The organism is Pseudomonas sp. ADAK18, assembly GCF_012935695.1.
GTDB lineage: Bacteria > Pseudomonadota > Gammaproteobacteria > Pseudomonadales > Pseudomonadaceae > Aquipseudomonas.
Map to the genome: position 1 here is coordinate 5,352,305 of NZ_CP052859.1, position 22,507 is coordinate 5,374,811.

20 protein-coding genes are annotated in these 22,507 nt (G+C 59.5%); 7 read left to right on the forward strand and 13 right to left on the reverse strand.

Going from position 1 to position 22,507, the window contains the following annotated elements; genetic code table 11:
- Nucleotides 1-696 (reverse strand): FadR/GntR family transcriptional regulator, encoded by a 696-nt coding sequence (locus HKK55_RS24325; RefSeq protein ID WP_169356927.1) that lies wholly within the window; start codon nt 694-696, stop codon nt 1-3.
- 255 nt (nt 697-951) lie between these two features.
- On the opposite strand from HKK55_RS24325, the gene HKK55_RS24330 reads away from it, so the two are divergent.
- From HKK55_RS24330 to HKK55_RS24345, 4 genes are read left to right on the forward strand one after another with little or no spacing between them, the layout of a single operon-like run.
- The gene (locus HKK55_RS24330; protein WP_169356928.1) at nt 952-1,737 is read left to right on the forward strand and encodes a transporter substrate-binding domain-containing protein; all 786 of its coding nucleotides are present in this window, start codon (nt 952-954) and stop codon (nt 1,735-1,737) included.
- A gap of 21 nt (nt 1,738-1,758) precedes the next feature.
- Complete coding sequence (locus HKK55_RS24335) at nt 1,759-2,427, forward strand: amino acid ABC transporter permease (protein ID WP_169356929.1); 669 nt, start codon at nt 1,759-1,761, stop codon at nt 2,425-2,427.
- The gene (locus tag HKK55_RS24340) at nt 2,424-3,074 is read left to right on the forward strand and encodes an amino acid ABC transporter permease (RefSeq protein WP_169356930.1); all 651 of its coding nucleotides are present in this window, start codon (nt 2,424-2,426) and stop codon (nt 3,072-3,074) included. The genes HKK55_RS24335 and HKK55_RS24340 overlap by 4 nt, the downstream gene beginning before the upstream one ends.
- Entirely contained in the window at nt 3,061-3,798 is a 738-nt protein-coding gene (locus HKK55_RS24345; RefSeq protein WP_169356931.1) for an amino acid ABC transporter ATP-binding protein, read from the forward strand. The genes HKK55_RS24340 and HKK55_RS24345 overlap by 14 nt, the downstream gene beginning before the upstream one ends.
- On the opposite strand, the gene HKK55_RS24350 is transcribed toward HKK55_RS24345, so the two are convergent.
- From HKK55_RS24350 to HKK55_RS24365, 4 genes are all read right to left on the reverse strand, one after another.
- Complete coding sequence (locus tag HKK55_RS24350; RefSeq protein ID WP_169357945.1) at nt 3,770-4,276, reverse strand: hypothetical protein; 507 nt, start codon at nt 4,274-4,276, stop codon at nt 3,770-3,772. The two genes, HKK55_RS24345 and HKK55_RS24350, sit on opposite strands and share 29 nt — an antisense overlap.
- Nucleotides 4,277-4,343: 67 nt before the next feature.
- On the reverse strand, nt 4,344-6,782 hold the full coding sequence (locus HKK55_RS24355; protein ID WP_169356932.1) for a fimbria/pilus outer membrane usher protein: 2,439 nt from the start codon (nt 6,780-6,782) through the stop codon (nt 4,344-4,346).
- Nucleotides 6,783-6,876: 94 nt separating this feature from the next.
- Nucleotides 6,877-7,569 carry a fimbria/pilus chaperone family protein gene (locus HKK55_RS24360; protein ID WP_169356933.1) on the reverse strand — a complete coding sequence of 231 codons (693 nt, stop codon included), beginning with the start codon at nt 7,567-7,569 and terminating at the stop codon, nt 6,877-6,879.
- 147 nt (nt 7,570-7,716) lie between these two features.
- Complete coding sequence (locus tag HKK55_RS24365) at nt 7,717-8,364, reverse strand: DUF1120 domain-containing protein (RefSeq protein WP_169356934.1); 648 nt, start codon at nt 8,362-8,364, stop codon at nt 7,717-7,719.
- 479 nt (nt 8,365-8,843) lie between these two features.
- On the opposite strand from HKK55_RS24365, the gene ppx reads away from it, so the two are divergent.
- The gene (gene ppx, locus HKK55_RS24370) at nt 8,844-10,346 is read left to right on the forward strand and encodes an exopolyphosphatase (RefSeq protein WP_169356935.1); all 1,503 of its coding nucleotides are present in this window, start codon (nt 8,844-8,846) and stop codon (nt 10,344-10,346) included.
- Nucleotides 10,347-10,486: 140 nt separating this feature from the next.
- Here the strand turns inward: ppx and ppk1 are convergent, their stop codons facing one another.
- Both ppk1 and hemB read right to left on the reverse strand, forming a co-directional pair.
- Entirely contained in the window at nt 10,487-12,709 is a 2,223-nt protein-coding gene (gene ppk1, locus HKK55_RS24375) for a polyphosphate kinase 1 (RefSeq protein WP_169356936.1), read from the reverse strand.
- Nucleotides 12,710-12,727: 18 nt separating this feature from the next.
- Complete coding sequence (gene hemB / locus HKK55_RS24380; protein WP_169356937.1) at nt 12,728-13,741, reverse strand: porphobilinogen synthase; 1,014 nt, start codon at nt 13,739-13,741, stop codon at nt 12,728-12,730.
- Nucleotides 13,742-13,948: 207 nt separating this feature from the next.
- Here hemB and HKK55_RS24385 point away from each other — a divergent pair, with 207 nt between their 5' ends.
- Nucleotides 13,949-14,590, forward strand: coding sequence for a DedA family protein (locus HKK55_RS24385; RefSeq protein ID WP_169356938.1), 642 nt, complete (start codon nt 13,949-13,951; stop codon nt 14,588-14,590).
- Here HKK55_RS24385 and HKK55_RS24390 read toward each other — a convergent pair.
- On the reverse strand, nt 14,571-15,806 hold the full coding sequence (locus HKK55_RS24390) for a sterol desaturase family protein (RefSeq protein WP_169356939.1): 1,236 nt from the start codon (nt 15,804-15,806) through the stop codon (nt 14,571-14,573). The genes HKK55_RS24385 and HKK55_RS24390 overlap by 20 nt on opposite strands.
- Nucleotides 15,807-15,921: 115 nt before the next feature.
- On the opposite strand from HKK55_RS24390, the gene elbB reads away from it, so the two are divergent.
- On the forward strand, nt 15,922-16,587 hold the full coding sequence (gene elbB / locus HKK55_RS24395; protein ID WP_169356940.1) for an isoprenoid biosynthesis glyoxalase ElbB: 666 nt from the start codon (nt 15,922-15,924) through the stop codon (nt 16,585-16,587).
- A 120-nt stretch (nt 16,588-16,707) separates the two neighbouring features.
- Here elbB and HKK55_RS24400 read toward each other — a convergent pair whose 3' ends face one another.
- The 5 genes from HKK55_RS24400 to abc-f all read right to left on the reverse strand — a co-directional run bounded on the left by HKK55_RS24400 (nt 16,708) and on the right by abc-f (nt 22,493).
- Nucleotides 16,708-17,163, reverse strand: coding sequence for a YaiI/YqxD family protein (locus tag HKK55_RS24400; RefSeq protein WP_155582505.1), 456 nt, complete (start codon nt 17,161-17,163; stop codon nt 16,708-16,710).
- 2 nt (nt 17,164-17,165) lie between these two features.
- Nucleotides 17,166-19,061 (reverse strand): cytochrome c/FTR1 family iron permease, encoded by a 1,896-nt coding sequence (locus HKK55_RS24405; RefSeq protein WP_169356941.1) that lies wholly within the window; start codon nt 19,059-19,061, stop codon nt 17,166-17,168.
- 219 nt (nt 19,062-19,280) lie between these two features.
- A complete protein-coding gene (locus HKK55_RS24410) occupies nt 19,281-19,913 on the reverse strand; it encodes a LysE family transporter (RefSeq protein WP_169356942.1) in 633 nt (210 codons plus the stop codon).
- An 88-nt stretch (nt 19,914-20,001) separates the two neighbouring features.
- A complete protein-coding gene (locus HKK55_RS24415; RefSeq protein ID WP_169356943.1) occupies nt 20,002-20,583 on the reverse strand; it encodes a mechanosensitive ion channel family protein in 582 nt (193 codons plus the stop codon).
- Nucleotides 20,583-22,493, reverse strand: coding sequence for a ribosomal protection-like ABC-F family protein (gene abc-f, locus HKK55_RS24420; protein ID WP_169356944.1), 1,911 nt, complete (start codon nt 22,491-22,493; stop codon nt 20,583-20,585). Before abc-f ends, HKK55_RS24415 begins: the two co-directional genes overlap by 1 nt.
- Between the last annotated feature and the right edge of the window lie 14 nt (nt 22,494-22,507).

The window sequence follows — 22,507 nt, forward strand, 5'->3', positions numbered from 1 at the left end:
TCATGGGGTTACGGGAGTGATGAAGGCAATGCCGGTACGAAGCGCCGCATTGCGTACGTGCTCCTGCATGGTTTTCTGCGCTGCGGCACTGGCGCGCCGAGCCAGGGCACGGAGGATCTTGCGGTGTTCCTGCCAGGTCTCCATGGCTCGCTCCGGCCGGATGAACGGTAGCTTTTGACTCTCCAGAAACACCTCGGCGCTGGCACTGAGAATGCTGACCATCGCCTGATTGCCGCTGGCCAGCAGAATGCGCTGGTGGAATTCGAAGTCCAACCGCGCCGCCTCCTCAAAATCGCCGGCCTTGAGCTCCTTGCGCATGGCCTCGACATTATCGTCCAGAAGATCCAACTGATCGGTGGTCAACGTCACCGCTGCCAGCCCTGCTGCAAACCCTTCCAGGGCATAGCGCAGTTGAAAGATATCCAACGGCGTTGCCTGCGCAGCAAAAGGCCAGGCAAGACCCGGCAGTTCCTCAATCGCTTGCACGAACACACCTTTACCCGGCTGCACGCTGACCACGCCCAGCGCACTGAGAGAAGACAACGCTTCGCGTAACGAAGCGCGACTCACGCCCAATTGCAGCGCCAGGTCGCGTTGGGATGGCAACGCATCGCCCGGCCCAAAGCCCTCATCAGCGATCAGTTTGCGGATAGCTTGCAACGCTACTTCCGGTACGGCCTGCGCGATGAAATTCATAAAAAACTCAAGGTTCCAGTCAACTAAGCGGCTAGTTGTAAAGCTATTCGCGCAAGCCGGCAAGCCACGCCCCAAAGGGGCTCGCAGGGTTTTAGCGGCGCTCGAAAAGGGTGCAAAAACCAACGCAACTGTTCAGACCAGTAAGACCGCCGAAGCTCAATAGATTCGACCCTCTCAAGCGTTTCACAGAGTGATGGCATGGGCTGTGCACTGGCAGAAACCAGAAAGTTCCTTCGCCCGTTTCGGAGAGTTGCCATGACCAAGCGTTGCAGCGCCCTGCTCACCGCCCTGTTTGCCAGCCTGATGCTGAGCCAGGCGCCCGCCCAAGCCAACGGCCTGGACGATATCGTCGCCCGTGGCACCCTCAAGGTGGCCGTGCCCCAGGATTTCCCGCCGTTCGGTTCGGTCGGTCCGGATATGAAGCCCCGTGGCCTGGACATCGACACCGCAAAACTGCTGGCCGACCAACTCAAGGTCAAGCTTGAACTGACGCCGGTCAACAGCACCAATCGCATCCCATTCCTCACCACCGGCAAAGTCGACCTGGTGATTTCCAGCCTGGGCAAGAATGCCGAGCGGGAGAAAGTCATCGATTTCTCCAAGGCCTATGCGCCCTTCTACCTCGCCGTATTTGGCCCGCCGGATGCGCCTATCAGCACCGTCGATGACCTCAAGGGCAAAACCATCAGCGTGACCCGTGGCGCCATCGAAGACATCGAGCTGACCGCCGTCGCGCCCAAAGAGGCCACGATCAAGCGCTTCGAAGACAACAACTCGACCATCGCCGCCTACCTAGCCGGCCAGGTTGACCTGATCGCCAGCGGCAACGTGGTGATGGTCGCCATCAGCGAGCGCAGTCCCAAGCGTGTGCCGGCGCTGAAAGTGAAGCTCAAGGACTCACCCGTCTATGTAGGTGTGAACAAAAACGAGCCGGCGCTGCTGGACAAGATCAACCAGATCCTCGTCGCCGCCAAGGCCGACGGCAGCTTGGAAAAGAACGCGAAACTGTGGCTCAAAGAGCCGCTGCCGGCAGATCTCTGATCGGCGCAACGAGGGTTAGATATGGCCTATCAATTCGATTTTGTGCCGGTCCTGGCCAATACCGATCTGTTGCTGCGCGGTGCGCTGTTCACGCTTGAGCTGACCGCCATCGGTGCGGTGCTTGGAGTGGCCCTGGGGATCGTCGGCGCGGTGGCACGGGCGTGGAAAATCCAGCCGTTGTGCTGGATCTTCGGGGTGTATGTCGAGTTGATCCGCAACACGCCGTTTTTGGTGCAGTTGTTTTTCATCTTCTTCGGCCTGCCCTCCCTCGGCGTACAGATTTCCGAATGGCAGGCAGCGGTACTGGCGATGGTGATCAACCTGGGCGCCTACTCCACCGAGATTATTCGCGCCGGGATCCAGGCCATTCCGCGCGGGCAGCTGGAAGCTGCGGCGGCGCTGGCGATGACCCGGTTCGAAGCATTCCGCCATGTGGTGCTGCTGCCGGCGCTGGGCAAGGTCTGGCCGGCTTTGAGCAGTCAGATCATCATCGTGATGCTCGGCTCGGCGGTCTGTTCGCAGATTGCCACCGAGGAGCTGAGCTTTGCCGCCAACTTCATCCAGTCCCGCAACTTCCGAGCCTTCGAAACCTATGCCCTGACCACCCTGATTTACCTGTGCATGGCCTTGATGATCCGCCAGTTATTGAACTGGATCGGCCGACGGTACATTCAGAGGAGCAACCGATGAGTGACTTCTCCTTCTGGGACATCGTGAGCAACCTGCTGATTGGCCTGCAATGGACCTTGTTGCTCTCACTGGTGGCGTTTATCGGTGGAGGTCTGGTGGGATTACTGGTGATGACCCTGCGTATCAGCACCAAGGCCTTCCCACGCAATCTCGCCCGTACCTGGATCGAACTGTTCCAGGGCACGCCGCTGTTGATGCAGTTGTTCCTAGTGTTCTTCGGCGTGGCGTTGCTGGGGGTGGATATTTCGCCCTGGCTGGCGGCAGCGATCGCCTTGACCCTGTTTACCAGCGCCTACCTGGCGGAGATTTGGCGCGGCTGCGTCGAGTCCATCGCCCACGGGCAATGGGAAGCATCAGCGAGCCTGGCCCTCAGCCCTTATGAACAATTGCGCTATGTGATCCTGCCCCAAGCCCTGCGTATTGCCGTAGCGCCCACCGTGGGCTTCTCGGTGCAGGTGGTCAAAGGCACCGCCGTGACCTCGATCATCGGCTTCACCGAACTGACCAAGACTGGCGGGATGCTCGCCAACGCGACCTTCGAACCCTTCATGGTCTATGGCTTGGTGGCGCTCGGTTATTTCCTGCTCTGCTACCCCTTGTCCCTCAGCGCGCGCTACCTGGAAAGGAGACTGCATGCCTCTGCTTAGAATTTCCGCCCTGCACAAATATTACGGTGATCACCATGTACTCAAGGGCATTGACCTGAGTGTCGAAGAAGGCCAGGTGGTGGCGATCATCGGCCGCAGCGGTTCGGGCAAATCCACCTTGCTGCGCACGCTCAACGGCCTGGAGTCGATCAATGACGGGGTGATCGAAGTCGACGGTGAATACCTCGATGCCGCCCGCGCCGACCTGCGCAGCCTGCGGCAAAAAGTCGGCATGGTGTTCCAGCAGTTCAACCTGTTCCCGCACCTGACGGTAGGTGAGAACGTCATGCTGGCGCCCCAGGTGGTGCAAAAAGTGCCCAAGGCCAAGGCCGCGCAACTGGCACGGCAGATGCTGGAGCGGGTCGGGCTGGGAGAAAAGTTCGACGCGTTTCCTGATCGTTTGTCCGGCGGCCAGCAACAGCGGGTGGCCATCGCCCGGGCGCTCGCCATGTCGCCCAAGGTGCTGCTATGCGATGAAATCACCTCGGCCCTCGACCCGGAATTGGTCAATGAAGTGCTCGGCGTGGTCCGGCAACTGGCCAAGGATGGCATGACCCTGATCATGGTCACCCACGAGATGCGCTTTGCTCGGGAAGTGGGTGACAAACTGGTGTTCATGCACCAGGGCAAAGTCCACGAAGTGGGCGATCCGAAAACCCTGTTCGCCCAACCGCAGACAGCCGAACTGGCCAACTTCATCGGCTCGGTGGAACAGCCAGGCTGACCAGCTCAAACCCTCCCAGCCCCTCGAGCAATGTTTCGTTGCGCACGGCAAGCGCCGCAGACGGCAGGTCGACATCAATATCGACCTGTGCCGTCAACCGGCGGCCAGCCACCCTTGTTCCGGCGGCTCGTGCAACCAGCGTCTGGCCGGGCAAGAGACGTCCGCTTGCAGGCTCGCCCGGCAATTGCGCAACGACCCACTCGACATCGCGCCCATCGACCTGCGCCTGCTTGAGACTCAAGATGAAACGCCCCTGGCGCCCGAACTGGAACCCGTGCCCATCCGCCGGCATACCGTTAAAACGCAACGCCATTACCGAAGGATCAGTACAAACAACATTCAAGTGCAGGGTCCGCTTGCCTAAAGACTGCCGACCAGACGCCCCCTCCATCCGCTCAGTACGATGGATAACGCCATAATCAACTCGAGGCTGGCTCAAGGACAACCGACAGGTATCGGCCTGCGCTTCACTCGCCATCAAGACGGCAACGCATAGCAGCACTGGCCCCCACCGCTGACTTCCGGCTTCAAGGCTATTTACAGGCTCACGGCGCATGGCAGATCGCCGGAGCGGTTTCGTAGAGTTTGTCATGGTTGGGCTCTTGCTCAAGGTTCAGTTGCAGCAGGCAGGTGGTTGAGTCCGGTAGTGAAACCTTTAGGGTTTTCAGCTCACTCACATTACTGAGGAAGACCATCCCCTCGCCTGCGACGCTGGTCAGGAAGGTGTTGTCCTTGTCGAACACCGAGGCTCCCTGAGGCAGTGGCAGGCCTTGTTCGTCACGCACCTCAAGCAACAGGCGGCGAACTTTCACCACCTCAAAATCCACGTTATTGAAAGAGCCCCGCCCGGCGGCGAGCACTTTGGCGCCGTTCTTCAGGTCGATGCGCTTGGGTAGGGATTGGGTCTGCACTTCCACACGGCTACTGCTATAAGCCGGTAGCCCGGCAATCACCGCTTGGCCACTGTAATCCGTCCATACTGGGCCCAGCGGGGTCGCGACCTTGGCGGACCCGATATCGCCCACCGAGACGATGCCAAACGTGTCCTGAACAGCATAAGGTGAAAATGTCAGCCCACGCGCATGGGCCACAACGCCACCTTGAAGCTGACCTGTGTAACTGGTGCTCAATGGGTCACGGCTCACACCCAACCCGACACGCGTATAACGCGGCATCACGTCCACATGGCCCCGCATGGCTTGCTCACGATCGTTCAGGTCGCGCTCGATGCCCACCTCGTAGTTCACATATTCATTGACCCGTTCACTGAGCGATGTACCGGCGTCGAGCCTGTCGCCCCGACGACTGGCATAGGAAACAAGACGACGGTCTTCGCCCAAGGGAATGCTGACCTGCAGTCGAATGGAAACGCCCTCGTCCAACAGCTCATCGCGCGCCCTGCCAGCAGGTTTGTCGTGACTGCGGCGCCGTGAACCGCCCACTTGCGAATCTGCGATCAATGCCACGTCAGCGTGTCTGAATCCCTTGTTCCAGGAAGCAAATACGTGTTCTACGGAGCGTCCGTCAAATTGCGAACTGCGTGTGTAATTGAGAGAGAAGCCCCCCAGGAGGGGGTCGGCCCAGCTCAAGCCCGTCGTGTATTGATTCCTGAAACGTCCATCAAAAGCGTCCCCCCTCGACGACTGACCGGCTTCAAGTACCTCGCGATAACCACGGGTCTGGGAGGTTGCACTCAGGCTCATGTCAATATCGGCAAACAGCGGGCTGCTCAGGGAAAGCGTACTGCGTGCCCCGGACACCGAATCCCGACCATCGCGGGACAGGTTATGACGCACCCCGACGGCCACTCGCTGGAAAAAAATGCTGTTCAGGGTACCGCCCGCCGCCTGATACTCATCGGTACTCAACAGGCCGAACCCCAGGGACGACGCCTGCCCCAGCCCCCAAGTCCCACTGGCCATGGCCACCACCGGTTGCTCGTGTCCGTCGACCGATGACTCGCGCACCTTGCCCAGCGACATGTAATAACCAGGCGTTACCGGAGCCGCCCCGCGAAAGGAGGCGGCTGGCACAACAAAACTGCGCCTTGCACCACGAACGTCAATAACGCTCACTTCAAGGTCGCTCGTGCCATTGAGCAACGGCAACCCTGTCAGCTTGAACGGACCTTCCGGCACCAAGGTGCTGTAGATCAATGCCCCAGCCTGACGCACCTCAATACGTGATTGGCTTTGGGCCAGCCCCTCGACTACCACATCGTTGCTGCCCGCAGGCGTGCGTAACTGGCCGTCGGGGGAAAACTGGAATCCGGATAACTGCAACCCGCCGAACACCGGGTTATTGCTCGATATCTGGCCTACCTGAAAAGTCGACTGCAACGCGGCGATATCACGCTGGGCAAAGGCATGCACATGCTCGGTACTGGTCTTGCCATTGTCGGAAACATAGAATTGGCGACTGCGAACAATCCAGCTGCCAAGGTTGAAGCCCGCTTCGGTGTAAGCCGACATAAAGCGGCTGGAATCACCCCGTGACCGAGTATCAAAACCCAGCACGTCGTAATTGAACAGAGCCGCCGCCCCGTCCCGGGAAAAACTGCCGGCCTCCCATTCGGGCTCACGTAACGATTGGGTGGGCACCACCAGCGTGACCTCATCGCTGCTCGGACGCAGCCTCACCATCGTCGCAGGGAACTCACCGAGGAAGTCATGACAGGCCTGGTCAGGTGTAATGCCCTCACGAATGATTCCAGACGGCTTCAACAGGCCGGCTTTGTCCAGCAATCCAGGGGTGAAACACAGCTGTCCCTGATAGTCGAAGCGGGCATCTACCAACCCCAGAGGATTCCCGTTGACCCGCAGCCCCACCACATGGACACCCTCGCGAAAACGCGCCGCACTGCGAAAGTATTCGGAAACCTGCGGGTCAATCCCATGAGAGGTTAAGGCAGCAAGGTCAAAGCCCTCTCCCAGCTCAATGGCAGAGACATAGCCCGGTAACCCCCACAGTGTCGCAAGCCCCATGAAAATCTTTGAGCAGCAAGGCCTGAAGACTGAAGTGCCAGCGTTCGGTACATAGTAGGTACGGTTCGCCTTCTTTGGTTTTTTCATAATCCGATCAACGCGCATCGGCAATGACGGGCGCGCGGTAGCTGTCTACCGAAAACCCATAGACCGTGGCCGGTTGAATCTCCACCGAGGCCAGATCTTTCAATGGCCCATCCACGGCTGCCGTCAGGACTTCGCCAGGCAAAATGTAAGTACGCGGCAATGTGGCCAGGTGTTTTTGCGGAAGCAGTTGCACCTCCAGCGCCAGACGCACGACGTAGGCGCTATCGTTGTGAACGGTCAAGCGCTCACCGTCCCGTTTCCACGTCAACAACTCCCAAGGCGTCTGGTGCCTCGGTAAACCTTGGGGATGCAGGATCAACGGCAAGTTCTGCCGAAGGGTAATGCCGATGGTCGCCCCGCCCGGAACACGCGCCTGGGGAATGCCTTCGAACGAAACGCGCTTCAACCGTTGGGTCTTGAGTGGCACCTTCGAGGTGCTGATGAAACGGACAAGCTGTGTATCGCCACCCTCTACCCGAGTAATGGGTGGCGTAACGATCAATAAAGGCTCCAGATCCTCGGGTACATTCTCGACCACCGAGTGAAGCAATGCCGGGCCTGCGTCTGTATTCTTGATCGTGATTGTCGCCTCTGCGTCCTCTTCATAAAGAACAACAACGGTTGTTTCAGGCTGCATACCATCTGCCATGGCCATAGCGGACAAATAAAAATACAAACCTGCACACCCCAACAGCGTCATACTTATTCTTGAACGACTACTCACCAGGCTTTCCCCGCAACATTCAGAGTAAACAATTAGAAAAACAAATACGCGCACGAGGCCAGCCGATAAGAAACAGAAGTTTCCTGACGACTCCCGTATCAATATCGGCTGCTTTTTAGGTAGTTAGATGTAACTTAATACTAAAGTGGCGCGCCCATCCAAAGTAACATCCCGGGTGAGATCCAAATCTTGCGCCCTGTTGATCACGGCTTTTACAGCAATAACACCCGTCAGTTGAGCGATCGAAGCGGGAGTAACGGTCACTCCGTTGCGCCATGAATACTGGCTAGGTGTTTGGGCGACTTTGCCATCACTGTTCTGCCAGGCACCGTTGCTGACGCGCATGATCGGGTTCAGCACGACACCCGACGACCTCAGGTCCCTGAGGGTGACCGAGTAGCCGCCAGTACGGCGGGTACCCACAGCGCCCAGTCCGTAGTTCTGGGCCTCGGTAAAGCCGGTACCCAATATTCCGGGTACCTTGCTGCCAGCCTGCAGATCAGTCAGGGCCAGGCCGAACTTTGCGGGTGTCGCCCCACAGTTGACAACCAGCGAGGTCGTCCTCTCTTCACGGGGGTTGAAGGCCGTTTGGGACAGCTCCCCGGAACGGATCACGCCGTAGTCGATGATCCCGCCACCCGCCAGGCTCAGGTTACATGCCGCCGGCGTGATCGTACCCCTGACCACCAACTGCGCAACGGTCGTTGCTTGAGCACTGAGACTTGCTGCCAGGCAAATAACACCCATAGTCAAACCAAATATTTTTTTCATGTTCACCTGTCATTAGAAGACTTCAGGCGTTTTTTATTATGAGCCTGGCCATTCCTCGCCCGACAGCTGATCATCCTTGAAATACAAAACCATAAATAAATAACACCACGGCATGATTGCCGGATGACAGTCTCGCCCTTCAGCACACTTAAAAAGAATAAGACAACACTTCGGTCACTGTGGGACCTGTAAACAACAACTGCCCATTTAACCAAAACAAGTAGTAGTACCCGACAATAAATCGGCTAAAACAATTGAACATTCAATGTAGGCAAAATCGTGAAGGATGATGAGCGCTAACGATTTTTGAATTCACTCGACGCTCTAAGACCTAATCGCCAGGCGCTTGAGGAGTTCCCCTACATTTCCCGCAGAACTTGTTCACAGACAACGCTAGAAAAATTCCCCAAGCACTACGCGTTGGCGTCAGCGGTTGATCGTGGCACGATGGCAAGGTTATCGACCGAGATCCCTTACCCATGCCGCAATCCCAAGCCAAGAATCTGTCCCTGATCGCCGCCATCGACCTGGGCTCCAACAGTTTTCACATGGTCGTGGCCAAGGCCCAGAACGGCGAGATCCGCATCCTTGAGCGGCTCGGCGAGAAAGTACAATTGGCTGCCGGGATCGACGACGAGCGTCAGCTCAATGAAGAGTCCATGCAGCGCGGGCTCGATTGTCTCAAGCGCTTCGCCCAACTGATCAACGGCATGCCCCTGGGCGCTGTACGCATTGTCGGCACTAACGCCCTGCGTGAAGCCCGCAACCGTGGCGAGTTCATCCGCCGCGCCGAGGAAATCCTCGGGCACCCGGTGGAAGTCATCTCCGGCCGTGAAGAAGCGCGCCTGATCTACCTCGGCGTGTCCCACACCCTGGCCGACACCCCAGGCAAGCGCCTGGTGGCAGACATCGGCGGCGGCAGTACCGAGTTCATCATCGGCCAGCGTTTCGAGCCACTGCTGCGCGAAAGCCTGCAGATGGGTTGCGTCAGCTATACCCAGCGCTATTTCAAGGACGGCAAGATCACTCCGGCCCGTTACGCCCAGGCTTATACAGCTGCTCGGCTGGAGATCATGAGCATCGAGCACGCCCTGCACCGCCTGACCTGGGATGAAGCCATTGGCTCGTCCGGCACCATCCGCGCCATCGGCCTGGCCCTCAAGGCCGGCGGCCACGGTACCGGCGAGGTCAACGCCGAAGGGCTAGCCTGGCTCAAGCGCAAGCTGTTCAAGTTAGGGGACGCCGAGAAAATCGACTTCGACGGCATCAAGCCGGATCGCCGGGCAATCTTCCCCGCTGGCCTGGCGATTCTCGAAGCGATCTTCGACGCCCTCGAACTGCAACGCATGGACCACTGCGACGGCGCCCTGCGCGAAGGCGTGCTCTATGACCTGCTGGGCCGCCATCATCATGAAGACGTCCGTGAGCGCACTCTCAGTTCGTTGATGGAGCGCTACCATGTCGACCTGGAGCAGGCGGCACGAGTTGAGCGCAAGGCGCTGCATGCCTTTGATCAAGTGGCTGAAGACTGGGACTTGGAAGACGGCGTCTGGCGCGAACTGCTGGGTTGGGCGGCCAAGGTCCATGAAGTGGGTCTGGACATCGCCCACTACCATTACCACAAGCATGGCGCCTACCTGATCGAACACTCGGACCTGGCCGGGTTTTCCCGGGAAGACCAGCAAATGCTCGCGCTACTGGTGCGCGGTCATCGGCGCAATATCCCCAAGGATAAATTCGCCGAGTTCGGCGACGATGGCATCAAGCTGATCCGCCTGTGTGCGCTGCTGCGCTTCGCGATCCTGTTCCACCACATTCGCGGCACCCAGGAAATGCCCCAGGTGACCCTTCGCGCCCATGGTCACAGCCTGGACGTGGTGTTCCCGAAGAACTGGCTGGATGAAAACCAACTGACCCAGGCGGACTTCGCCCAGGAAGCCGAGTGGCTGACGCGGGTTGGGTTCAGCCTGAACGTGCGCTGATAGCCCTAAAGGCCACCGACAAACAGATGTGGGAGCCGGGCTTGCCCGCGATAGCGGTGGATCAGCCAATTAATGTGTTGGCTGACACTCCGTAATCGCGGGCAAGCCCGGCTCCCACATTTTTAGGATCGTGCCAGTGCTTAGTTCACCGTCAGAATCGGGCTACCCAACCGCTCCAGCAACGTCGCCTGGGCGCTGCGCGGGTTCTGGTTGCCGGTCGGCGTGTTGCGCACGTAGCGGCCGTCCGACTGCAGGCTCCAGCTGTGGGTGTTATCCGTGAGATAACTCTCCAATTCCTTCTTGACCCGCATGATCAGCTTCTTGCCCTCCACCGGGAAGCAAGTCTCCACACGCTTGTCGAGGTTGCGCTCCATCCAGTCAGCACTGGAGAGGAACATCTGCTCTTCACCGCCATTGAGGAAGTAGAACACCCGTGTGTGTTCCAGGAAGCGGCCGATGATCGAACGCACATGGATGTTGTGCGAGACGCCGGCAATCCCCGGACGCAAGCAGCACATGCCACGCACCACCAGGTCGATACGCACCCCAGACTGGCTGGCCTTGTACAGCGCGCGGATGATCTTCGGGTCGGTCAGCGAGTTGAACTTGGCGATGATGTGCGCTGGCTTGCCTTCGAGGGCGAACTGGGTTTCCCGGGCAATCATGTCGAGCATGCCCTTCTTCAGGGTGAACGGCGCATGCAGCAGCTTCTTCATGCGCAAGGTCTTGCCCATGCCGATCAACTGGCTGAACAGTTTGCCAACGTCTTCGCACAAAGCGTCGTCGGAGGTCAGCAAGCTGTAGTCGGTGTAAAGCTTGGCGTTGCCGGCGTGGTAGTTGCCGGTGCCCAAGTGGGCGTAACGCACGATCTCACCGGCTTCACGGCGCAGGATCAGCATCATCTTGGCGTGGGTCTTGAATCCAACCACACCGTAGATCACCACCGCACCAGCCGCTTGCAGGCGGCTGGCCAGTTGCAGGTTGGACTCTTCGTCGAAGCGCGCACGCAATTCGATGACGGCGGTCACTTCCTTGCCGTTACGCGCCGCGTCCACCAGTGCATCGACGATTTCCGAGTTGGCACCGCTGCGGTACAGGGTCTGGCGCACGGCCAGGACATGCGGGTCCTTGGCGGCCTGGCGCAGCAGGTCGACCACCGGGGTAAACGACTCAAACGGGTGCAGCAGCAAAATATCCTGCTTGCTGACCACGCTGAAGATGTTCTCGCTGTTTTGCAGCAGTTTCGGGATCTGCGGGGTGAAAGGCGTGTATTGCAGCTCCGGATGACTGTCCAGGCCGGTGATGCTGAACAGACGCGTCAGGTTCACCGGACCGTTGACCTGATACAGCTCGGTCTCGCCCAGGTTGAACTGCTTGAGCAGGTAGTCCGACAGGTGTTTAGGGCAGGTATCTGCCACTTCCAGGCGCACTGCATCACCGTAACGCCGGGAGAACAGCTCGCCGCGCAGGGCACGGGCCAAGTCTTCGACGTCTTCGGAGTCCAGTGCCAGGTCGGCGTTACGGGTCAGACGGAACTGGTAGCAGCCCTTGACCTTCATGCCCTGGAACAGGTCATCGGCGTGGGCGTGGATCATCGACGAGAGGAATACATAGTTATCGCCAGCGCCCCCCACTTCTTCCGGTACCTTGATGATCCGTGGCAGCAGACGCGGTGCCGGAATGATCGCCAAGCCCGAATCGCGACCGAAGGCGTCGATACCTTCCAGCTCGACGATGAAGTTCAAACTCTTGTTCACCAGCAACGGGAACGGGTGCGTCGGGTCCAGACCGATGGGGGTGATGATCGGAGCGATCTCATCGCGGAAAAAGCGGCGCACCCACGTCTTGATCTTGGTGGTCCAGTGTCGGCGACGGATGAAACGAACCTGATGTTTTTCCAACTCCGGCAACAGAATGTCGTTGAGGATCGCGTATTGGCGATCGACATGCCCGTGCACCAGCTCGCTGATGCGCGCCAGGGCTTGATGCGGTTGCAAGCCATCGGCACCCGCCTGTTCACGGGCGAAGGTGATCTGTTTCTTGAGGCCGGCGACACGAATCTCGAAGAACTCGTCCAGGTTGCTGGAGAAGATCAGCAGGAACTTCAGCCGCTCCAGCAGCGGGTAGGACTCATCCAGCGCCTGTTCCAGCACGCGGATGTTGAATTGCAGTTGTGACAGCTCACGATGGATGTACAGACTGCTGTCATCCAGGTTCGGAATCGCGATCGCCGGTGTCACGGCGTGCACCTCCGCCACTACGGCAGGCGGTGCGGGCTCCAGCTCCGGTGGCGTCTCGGTGACTTGTTCGACCACCGGGTGAGCGTCTTTTACTGCAACTTCTGAGAGTCCTTCGGTATTCATCGAGTGTTCCTGTGAGGGCTATTGTTGCTCTCTAAGCAATTGGGCGGCGCGGGCGGCAAAGTAAGTCAGGATGCCATCAGCCCCCGCACGTTTAAAGGCAGTCAGGGATTCGAGGATCACCCCTTCACTCAACCAACCATTCTGGATCGCGGCCATGTGCATGGCGTATTCACCGCTGACCTGATAGACAAAGGTCGGCACCTTGAATTCCTCTTTGACCCGATAAAGGATGTCCAGGTACGGCATCCCAGGCTTGACCATCACCATGTCGGCGCCTTCGGCCAGGTCGGCCGCCACTTCGTGCAGGGCTTCATGGCTGTTGGCAGGGTCCATCTGGTACGAGGCTTTATTAGCCTTGCCCAGGTTCAGCGCCGAACCTACCGCATCGCGGAACGGCCCGTAATAGGCACTGGCGTACTTGGCCGAATAGGCCATGATTCGCACATTGACGTGGTCAGCCAGCTCCAGGGCCTCGCGGATCGCCTGGATGCGACCGTCCATCATGTCCGACGGCGCAACCACCTGGGCGCCTGCGGCGGCGTGGGACAAGGCCTGCTTGACCAGCGCATCCACAGTGATGTCGTTCTGAACATAGCCTTCTTCGTCGAGAATGCCATCCTGCCCGTGGGTGGTGAACGGGTCCAGCGCCACATCGGTGATCACCCCCAGTTCCGGAAAGCGCTCACGCAGGGCACGGGTGGCGCGCTGGGCGATACCTTCCGGGTTCCAGGCTTCGGCGGCATCCAGGGATTTAAGCTCAGAAGGCGTGACCGGAAACAACGCCAAGGCTGGAATCCCCAACTCAACCCAGTTCGCCGCCTCGATCAGCAGCAGATCAATGGTCAAGCGCTCCACACCCGGCATCGAGGCCACCGCTTCCCGACGATTTTCACCGTCCAGCACAAAAACCGGCAGGATCAGATCATCTACCGTCAGAACGTTTTCACGAACCAGGCGGCGAGAGAAATCATCACGACGATTGCGGCGCAGGCGGGTGGCGGGAAACAGACGATTGGAAGGGGTAAAGCTCACGGCAGACTCCTGAGCCCGGCTTGACGGGCGAGCGTGACAGTTATAAGCGGCCATTATGACGAAGGAATTACAGTTGTGCTTACCCATGCGACCTGTAGTCGCATTCCTAGTTTTTGTAGGAATTGTTCACTTCGTGACACATCTCGATACTTTCATGAATGTTCACGAAGGCGTAGGCTGCGCGTTCATTTCGCCAGCACCCAGACAATGCTCCAACAATTTCTGCATGACTTTGGCTACTTTGCCCTCTTCCTAGGCACGTTCTTCGAAGGCGAAACCATTTTGGTCCTCGCAGGCTTCTTGGCGTTCCGCGGATACATGGATATCAACCTGGTGGTGGTCGTTGCCTTTTTCGGCAGCTACGCCGGCGACCAGTTGTGGTACTTCCTGGGGCGCAAGCATGGCCGCAAGCTGCTGGCCCGCAAACCGCGCTGGCAATTGATGGGCGATCGCGCCCTGGAACATATCCGCAAGCACCCGGATATCTGGGTGCTGAGCTTCCGTTTTGTCTACGGTTTGCGCACGGTGATGCCCGTAGCCATTGGTCTGTCAGGCTATCCGCCGGGACGCTATCTACTGCTCAATGGTATCGGTGCAGCTGTGTGGGCCGCAGCGTTGGGAGCGGCGGCCTACCATTTCGGCGCCGTACTCGAAGGCATGCTGGGTAGCGTCAAGAAGTACGAGCTATGGGTGCTCGGCGCCCTGCTGGTACTGGGCTTGGGCTTGTGGCTGCGGCGCCGCATCAAGAATGCCCGCTTGACGCGCCAGGCCTGTGCCGATGCAAAGGCTCGGCTGGCTGAACAACAGCTGGCCGAGCAAAAGAAAGAGCCTACGACGCCAGTCGAGTAAGCCGGTCTCTGCAGCAGTAGAGGCCGATGATGCTAAGCAGACTGTAGCTGAGCAGGCCCAGCCAGCCCAACGGGCTGGCCGGCCACAAACCGACCAGCGGCGCCAGCCACACCAGCGGCACATTCAGCGCCAGGCGCAATAATTCGGCCTTCAACGCCCACGGGCGATTCTCCAGCGCCACTCCCAGGGTAAACAACCCCAGCACCATCGCACTCCAGCCCAGCACCAGGGCGGCGGTTGGCAGCCCTTCGCCAAAATTCATCAAATAGCTGCCCAAGCCCACGTAAGCGGCGAATTGCAGGGCGATGTAAATCTGCTGGCGAGCGTCCAGCGGCACCTCGAATTTGCGGAACTGACTCAGGTCCGGCTTGGCCAGCGGGTACTTCGCCGCCACGTCCGCCGGCCGCCAGCCAGTGCGCATGAACCAGATACGCAACTTGTCCCACCTACTCTCGGTGCGCCGCGCGTCATTCCACAGCTGTGCATAAAACTGCAGGTTGGCCCACAACGGGTTCCAACTGGCCAGCGGCGTGGTCACGCCAAAGATTACCGGCTCGTTTTCGTCTTCTTCCTGGAAGGAGCCAAACAGCCGGTCCCAAATAATGAACACCCCGCCGTAGTTGCGATCCATGTAGAGAGCGTTCTGTGCGTGGTGAGCCCGATGATTGGAGGGTGTGACGAAAAACCACTCAAACCAGCCCAGCTTGGGCACATGGCGGGTATGGACCCAAAATTGATACAACAGGTTGAGGGACGCAACACTGATAAATACCAACAACGGCACGCCGAGCACTGCCAACGGCAGGTAGAAGATCCAGCTCAGAAGAAACCCGGTGCTGGTCTGGCGCAACGCGGTGGTGAGGTTGTAGTCCTCGCTCTGGTGATGCACCGAATGAGCGGCCCAGAGGATGTTGCGTTCGTGGCCACAGCGATGCAGCCAGTAGTAGCAGAAGTCGTAGAAAACAAAGGCGAACACCCAAGTCCAGACGTTCTGGGCCGATAATTCGATGATCGCCAGGTGCTTGAGGGCGAAGGCATAGGTCAGCAGCCCGACGCCTTTGGTCAGCAGCCCTGTGGTGGTGGACAGCACGCCAGTGCTGAGGCTATTGATGGCATCCGCCACCCGGTAATTGCGCTCACCGCGCCAACGGTCGGCCAGCAGCTCAACCACGATCAAGGCAATGAAAAACGGTACCGCATAAGGGACGAAGTCCATGGGCAAGTCCGGTCAATTATTGTTACATCAAGATTAGGTGTAGTGGCTGGATATCCCATTGGCAATGAGTGACAAATAAGTAGACATTTAACGCCATGAATCAGGAGAAATGCCCATGAGCAAAAAGATTGCAGTGATCCTTTCCGGCTGTGGCGTGTATGACGGCGCAGAAATCCATGAAAGTGTGATCACTCTGCTGCGCCTGGACCAACGTGGCGCTCAGGTTCAGTGTTTTGCACCCAATATTGCGCAGTTGCATGTAATCAATCACCTGACCGGTGAAGAAATGCCCGAATCGCGCAACGTGCTGGTGGAGTCGGCGCGCATCGCCCGGGGTGAGGTGAAGGACCTTCGTGAGGCCAATGCCGAGGATTTCGACGCGCTGATCGTACCTGGAGGTTTTGGAGCAGCGAAGAACCTGTCGAACTTCGCCGTCGAAGGCGCCGGGTGCAGCGTCAACCCGCAGGTGCTGGAACTGGCGGAAGCCTTTGCCGAAGCGGGCAAACCCGTAGGACTGATCTGCATCTCCCCGGCGCTGGCGGCAAAGATCTACGGCCCAGGCGTGACCTGCACCATTGGTAACGACGCCGACACGGCAGCGGCCATGGACAAGATGGGCGCGACCCACCGGGAATGCACAGTGGACGAGATTGTCGAGGACAAGGCTCGCAAGCTCGTGAGCACTCCGGCCTACATGCTGGGCAAAAACATCAGCGAAGTCGCGTCAGGGATCAACAAGCTGGTGGATCGGGTACTGGAGTTGACCCACGAGAACGACTGACTGTGGCAAGGGAGCTTGCTCCCGTTGGGCTGCGCAGCAGCCCCAAACCTGCAATCACGTTTTGACTGAATTAGGGCGGCTTCGCCACCCAACGGGAGCAAGCTCCCTCGCCACCAGCTGTCAGGCCTGACGCATCAACCGGGTGAGGATACGGTCGAGTGAGTTGGCAAACGCCTGTTTTTCCTTCTCGCCATGGGGCGGCGGCCCCCCGCCCATCTGGCCCTGTTCCCGCAGATCAGTGAACAGGTTACGCACCGCCAACCGCTCACTCATGTTTTGCGGGCTGAACTCCTTGCCGCGTGGATCGAGGGCTGTCACGCCGTTCTTCACCAGGCGATCGGCCAGCGGCACGTCGCTGCAAATCACCAACTCGCCAGGCACGGCGTGCTCAACGAGGTAGTCATCAGCGGCGTCCGGGCCACTGGGCACCACAATCAGCTTCACACACGAGAAGCTCGGTTTGATCTGGCTCTGCCCCGCCACCAGCACCACTTCGAATTGGCGCTTGAGGGCAAACTTCACCACCTGATCCTTGGCCGCCCGTGGGCAGGCATCGGCATCGATCCAGACGCGCATGGTTATGCCGTCACTCGGCGTTTTTCAGCCAGCCGACTGCGGCCATACAGCACCACGATTGCCAGAATCGCCACCGCCTGGGCACTCAGCGAATAGGCGTCAGCGTGGATGCCCAACCAATCGAAGTCGAAGAACGCTACCGGCCGGGTGCCGAAGATGCCGGCTTCCTGCAACGCCTTGACGCCATGCCCGGCGAACACCACCGACAGCGCGCACAGCAGCGCCGCGTTGATGCCAAAGAACAGTGCCAGCGGCAACTTCGCCGAACCCCGCAGAATCACCCAAGCCAGGCCCACCAGCAGCACCAGCGCCGTGGCGCCGCCTGCCAGGACCGCGTTGTGCCCGGCAGGACCTGCCTGCAGCCACAGGGTTTCGTAGAACAGGATCACTTCAAACAGCTCGCGGTAGACCGAGAAGAACGCCAATACTGCAAAGCCGAAACGTCCACCGCCGCCCACCAGGCTGCTCTTGATGTAGTCCTGCCAGGCCGCCGCATGGCGTCGGTCATGCATCCACACGCCGAGCCACAGCACCATGACGCTGGCAAACAGCGCCGTGCAGCCTTCCAGCAATTCACGCTGGGCGCCGCTGACGTCAATCACGTAGGCCGCCAAGGCCCAAGTCCCAAGACCGGCCAACAGCGCCAGGCCCCAACCGACGTTTACGCTGCGCACCGCCGATTGCTGGCCGGTGTTACGCAGGAAGGCGAGGATTGCCGCCAGTACCAGAATCGCTTCCAGGCCTTCTCGCAACAAGATCAGCAAGCCGGAGATATAACTCAAGGACCAACTCAAGCCATCGCTGCCCAGCAAGCCAGCGGACTGCTTGAGCTTGCCCTTGGCCACATCCAGGCGCTGCTCCACCTGCTCAATCGGCAAACCATCCTGCAGCGACTGCCGGTAAGCCATCAGGGCCTTCTCGGTGTCTTTGCGCACGTTGGCGTCGACGTTGTCCAGAGAGCTTTCAACCAGCTCGAAGCCTTCCAGATAAGCCGCTACCGACAGGTCGTACGCCTGTTCATGATCACCGTTGCGAAACGCGGCGAGACTTTTGTCCAGGGTGGTCGCGGTGTAGTCGAGCAACTGCGCCGGGCCACGCTTGACCTGCGGCGGCTGTGCGCGTTGTGCGCGGAAGGTGGCGGTGGCATCTGGGCCTTCAGCGGCCAGCACTTCGTTGGGGGTCTGACGTGCCAGATCAGCGAGGTTAAAGGACTTTTCGCTTTTTGCCGCAGCCGGGTTGGCAGTGAAGCCTGCGATATAGGTGGCGAGGTCCCAACGCTGACGATCGTCCAGTTGATCCGCGAAGGACGGCATGTCCGTGCCCTCGACGCCCAGCCCAAGGGTGTTGTAGATCGCGTAGAGGCTCAAGCGGTCAAGGCGCGCAGCATCCCGCAGGTTGGCCGGCGGCGGCGTCAGACCAACGCCTGCCGGGCCATCGCCGGCGCCTGCGTCACCGTGACAAACCGAACAGTGCTGGGCATACAACGGCGCACCACGCGCTGGGTCCGGGGTAATCGCCGGGGCCTGACTGACTTCATAGGCCACTGCCAACTTGGCACCTAGTTGCCGGGCCTGGTGAGCCACAGCTGCACCGTCCTCGTGGGCCTTGACGGCAACCAGCAGCTCATCGACACCTGTGACCAATTCCGCGCGCTCGGGTTTCTCTGGAAGCTCGGCCACCAGCCCCTGCAGAACACCGAGAAACTCGACCTGCTCACGGTATTCAGAATCATCAATGACCTTGCCCGCTTCCACCGTCGGCGGGTAGTCGGCGCCGATGTAATCCAGCAAATGCAGCGCCTGAGGTGCGCCTTCTGCGGTGGCTGCCAGCAGGTTGACGCTGCACGACATCAACGTCGGCAACAGCAGCCAAGCGAGGAAACGGGAGGGGCCAGTCATGAATGAATCTCAAATGGAAATACGAAGTAACACATTGTCAAACGTTAAGGAGTTTGACTCAAGGCGTGATCGCCAAAAGTACAGGCAACACAAACAAATGTGGGAGCGGGCTTGCTCGCGAAAGCGGAGTGTCAGTCAACAGATTCATCGACTGATCCACCACTTTCGCGAGCAAGCCCGCTCCCACATTTTGATCCGGTTTCTTCAGTTAGGCCAAAATCAGGCCGTTGCGCGGTGCAAACTGGCCAGGAAGCCTGCCGCGCCTACGAACAACCCGGCAAACGTGCGATTCATGCGCTTCTGCTGCTTGGGTGTGCGCAACAGCCGCAACACTTTCGACGCCAGGCCTGTGTAGCCGGCCATGACGATCATGTCCACACAGATCATCGTCGCGCCAAGGATCACGTACTGGATCAATAGCGGCGCCTGGGGATTCACAAACTGTGGCAGCACCGCCAGCATGAACACCAATGCCTTGGGGTTGCTGGCATTGACGAGGAAGCCGCGAAAGACCATCGCCAAAGGTTTGCCGATAGGCCGGACCGCCGCGTTATCGGTCAGATCAGCGGGCAGTGCACGCCATTGCTTGATGGCCAGGTAAACCAGGTACGCCACACCGAACCATTTGATCGCATAGAAGGCTGTGGAAGATGCCGCGAGAATCGCGCCCAGGCCACCCGCAACCACAACAATTTGCAGCGCCAGGCCCAATTGCAGACCCAGAGCATTCCAGTAACCGCGCAGGAAACCGTATTGCAAACCACTGGACATCGAGGCGATGGCGCCAGCGCCAGGAGAGAGACTGATGATCCAACTGGCCAGGAAAAAGGCCAGCCATGTATCGAGTGCCATTGCACACCTCGCAGAAGAATTCGCTGTTGTGCCTTAAGCTAACTCCGCCGAGCGAGGCATGGCTATAGATTTTTACAGGATGTGACGGCTACTTCTCGCCCGATCCGACAGGCAACACATCACTGCCCCGCCAACGTCGCACCGAGCGCTGGAAGAACAAGCTGTTGGGCACTTGCACCATCACGCTGCCAGTCCCCGCCTCTTCCACTTCAATCAACGTGGTGTACAGCAGGTTGATCGCCACTACACGACCTTTGACGCCAGGCTTGTCGACGGTGTCCACCAACTCGACCACATCACCCAGACGAAACGGCCCGACCGTGAAGATCAGAATCGCGCAGAGCAGGTTCGACAGCACCGACCACATGGCAAAGAACGCCACCGCCGCCACCGCGACAAACCCCGACAGCGCCGTCCACAACACCGTGGCGGAAACGCCCAGGCGCTCCAGCACAACGATCAGCGCACTGCCCATGATCAGCCAGCGCAGGCCACCACGCAGCGGCATCAGCAACTGCGGCGGAAACGGGTAACGTTCCCCCAGGCGCTTCAGGCATTTGGCAACGAAACGCTGGGCGAAGTAACCAGCCAGCAGGATCAGCAGGATTTGTACGCCGACCCATAGGGGCTCGATCCATTGGGCCGGCAGCGGCAGTTGCAGCGCTTCCATCAGGACAACGCCTCCAGCTCCGCTTGCAAGGACTCCAGCAACTCCAGGGCTTCCATCCAGGTTTCCTCCAGCTGTGCCTCGCGGACCTTGAGCTTAGCCTGCTCGGCCAACAAGTCCCGCAGTTCGTCCTTGCGCGCCGGTTCGTACACCGCGCTGTCACCCAGGCTGGTTTCGATCTTCGCCAGCTTTTCGTGAACCTTGCCCAGTTCAGCTTCCAGCTTGTCGGCTTCACGCTTGTGGGGAGCCAGTTGCTGGCGCAATGCGGCGGCGGCCTGGCGCTGGGCTTTCTTGTCGGTCTTGTCCGGATTGACCGGAGTGTTGCTGACCGGTGCGTTGCGCAGACGATAGTCCGACAGCCAGCGAGCGTAGTCTTCCAGGTCGCCGTCGAATTCCTCGACCTTGCCGTCAGCTACCAGCAGGAAGTTATCGGTGGTGCTCTTGAGCAAGTGTCGATCGTGGGACACCACCAACACCGCACCGCTGAATTCCTGCAGGGCCATGGTCAGCGCCAGGCGCATTTCCAGGTCCAGGTGGTTGGTCGGTTCGTCGAGCAGCAACAGGTTCGGCCGGTCCCAGGCGATCAACGCCAGGGCCAGGCGGGCCTTTTCACCACCGGAGAAATTCAGCACCGGCTCGTCGATGCGCGCGCCACGGAAGTCGAAACCGCCAAGGAAGTCGCGCAAGGTCTGTTCGCGCTCGGTAGGCGCCAGGCGTTGCAAGTGCAGCAGCGGGCTGGCCTTGGCGTCGAGGGAGTCCAACTGATGCTGGGCGAAGTAGCCCACTACCAGGTTCTCACCGCGTACCAGACGACCGGCCAAGGGTTGCAACTCGCCCGAGAGGTTTTTGATCAGGGTCGATTTGCCGGCGCCGTTGGGGCCGAGCAAACCGATCCGCGCGCCCGGCGTGAGCTGCAACTTGACCTTCTCGAGGATGGTCTTGTCGCCATAGCCCAGACGAGCGTCGGACAGATCGAGCAACGGGCTTGAGATCTTCACCGACTCGCGGAACACAAAGTCGAACGGCGAATCGACGTGGGCCGCCGACAGCTCTTCCATGCGCTCCAGGGCCTTGATCCGGCTCTGGGCCTGACGAGCCTTGGTGGCCTGGGCCTTGAACCGGGCGATGTAGCTCTCCATATGCGCCCGTTGCACCTGCTGCTTCTCGTAGGCCTGCTGCTGCTGGGCCAGACGTTCGGCGCGAGCGCGCTCGAAGGCGCTGTAGCCACCACGATAGAGAGTGATTTTTTTCTGTTCGACGTGGGCGATGTTATCGACCACGGCGTCGAGGAAGTCCCGGTCGTGGGAAATCAGCAGCAAAGTGCCCGGGTAGCTTTTCAGGAAATCTTCCAGCCACAGGATCGCATCGAGGTCCAAGTGGTTGGTCGGTTCATCGAGCAGCAACAGGTCCGAAGGGCACATCAGCGCCTGGGCCAGGTTCAGGCGCATGCGCCAGCCACCGGAAAAGTCGGCGACCGGACGGTCCATCTGCTCGTTGGTGAACCCCAGGCCCGCCAGCATTTTGCGAGCGCGGGCATCGGCGGTGTAGCCGTCGGCGCTGTCGAGTTCCGAGTGCAGGCGGGCTTGAGCGGCGCCGTCCTGAGTCTTCTCGGCCTCGGCCAGGTCGTGTTGCACCTGACGCAGGCGCAGGTCGCCATCGAGCACGTAGTCGATCGCAATGCGGTCCAGGGTGTCGATCTCCTGGCGCATGTGAGCGATTCGCCAGTCGGCCGGCATCAAGCAATCCCCGGAGTCGGGGGTCAGCTCACCCAGCAGCAAGGCGAACAACGTGGATTTGCCGGCGCCATTGGCACCGATCAGGCCGGCTTTGTGACCGGCGTGCAGGGTCAGCTCGGCGTCTTCAAGAAGACGCTGCGGGCCACGCTGTAATGTTAGGCTTTGAAGTCGGATCATAATGGCGGCGGAGT